Genomic DNA, 1685 nt, shown 5'->3' on the forward strand with positions numbered 1-1685 from the left:
GACTGGCCTCAGGCGGCGCCGAACGCCAACTCCAACTGATCCTCCGCCACCTGCCGGACCACCACACCTGCGAAGTCGCCACCCTGACCAACCCCGGCACCGTCGCCGCCGCGCTGCGCGCCGAGGGTGTGGTGGTGCACGACCTGGCGATGCGCGGCAACCGCGACCTCACCGTGCTGCCCAGGCTCACCCGGCTGATCCGCTCCGGCCGCTACCGGCTGGTGCACACCCACCTCTACCGGGCCGGTCTGTACGGGCGGCTGGCGGCCCGGCTGGCCGGGGTCCGTACGGTGGTCGCCACCGAGCACTCGCTGCACCCCGGGGTGATCGAGGGCCGACCGGTCACCGCCGGGGTCAGGGCGCTCTACCTGCTCGCCGAACGCCTCGGCAGCACCACCGTCGCGGTCTCCCGCCAGGTCGCCGGGACACTCGACGCCTGGGGCGTCCCGCCGCACCGGGTGCACCTGCTGCCGAACGGCGTCGAGGCCGCCCGCTACACCCTGCCCACCGCCTCCAGGGCCGCCGTCCGGCAGATCGTCAGGACGGACCTCGGCCTGCCGCAGCAGGCCTGGGTGATCGGGGGCGTGGGCCGGCTGGTCCCCGGCAAGCGCTTCGAGGTGCTGGTCGACACGCTCGCCGAACTCGCCGCACTGGCCGGGGAACACCCGGCACTGCGCGAGCCCTGGCTGCTGCTGGTCGGCGCCGGACCCGAGGGCGAAGCCCTGGTACGGCGGGCAGAGCGGCTCGGGGTGCGCGGTCGGCTGGTCTGCCCGGGGGAGCGCGAGGACGTGCCCGAACTCCTGGTCGCCATGGACGTCCTGGCCGCGCCCTCGACCGAGGAGACCTTCGGGCTGACCGTCCTGGAGGGGCTCGCGGCCGGACTTCCGGTCCGCCACAGTGCCTGCCCGGCCCTCGACGAACTGGGGCCCGAGGCCGCCCCCGAGGCCGCCCGCATCCCGTCCGACCCGGCCTCCTACACCGCCGCCCTCTGCGAACTGTGGAGCCGGCGCAGCGTCGCCCTGCCCCAGCCGCCCGCCGTCGCGCACTACGACATCGTCCGGATCGCCGGGCAGCTGGGCCGGCTCTACGACGTCCTCGCCGCCGGACCGCGCGCCCAGGGGCCGCAGGAGCCGTGGGCACCCGATGGAGCGGGCAGCCACGACGGGCACGGGGAGCCGCACGACCGGTCCGCCACGACGTCGCCAGGGCTCTCGCGCAGTTCCCCGCGCCCCTGAGCCCCGCCCGGCTGCCGTCCGCCGGGCGGGCCGGCCACCACCTCCGGCCCTCCCGGGCCGCTTCACACCTACGGAGTCACCCATGTCCGAACTGGGCCGCAGCGCACGTGTGCTGACCCGCCGCTGGTGGCCGGTCGTGCTCGCCGTACCGCTGGGCGCGCTGGCCGGGGCCGGCTACGGCGTCCTCGCACACCCCAGCTACGCCGCCAACTCCTATGTCGTGGTGGTCCCGCAGGGTCCGGGCGAGAGTGCCACCGCCGTCAACTTCGCCCAGGCGTACGGAAGGCTGGCCGGTCAGCCGCAGGTGCTGGCCGGGGCCGCCGCACAACTGGGCCGGAGCACGGCCGTGTTGGCCGGGCTGGTCCGGGGCACCACCTCGCCGGACGCGCCGGTGATCGAGATCACCGGGACCGGCAGCCGCGGGGCGGACGCCGTACGGGCGGCCGACGC

General features: G+C 76.0%; 2 protein-coding genes. Both read left to right on the plus strand.

Translation table 11 applies throughout. From position 1 onward, the window contains the following. Window positions 1–1235, plus strand: a 1235-nt coding sequence (locus UK12_RS32480) for a glycosyltransferase (RefSeq protein WP_063838365.1), incomplete at its 5' end; no start/stop codon positions are given. An 82-nt stretch (window positions 1236–1317) separates the two neighbouring features. Next, window positions 1318–1685, plus strand: a 368-nt coding sequence (locus UK12_RS32485) for a Wzz/FepE/Etk N-terminal domain-containing protein (protein ID WP_045306803.1), incomplete at its 3' end; no start/stop codon positions are given.

Origin of the sequence: Saccharothrix sp. ST-888, from assembly GCF_000955975.1 — a bacterium.
Classification (GTDB): domain Bacteria; phylum Actinomycetota; class Actinomycetes; order Streptomycetales; family Streptomycetaceae; genus Kitasatospora.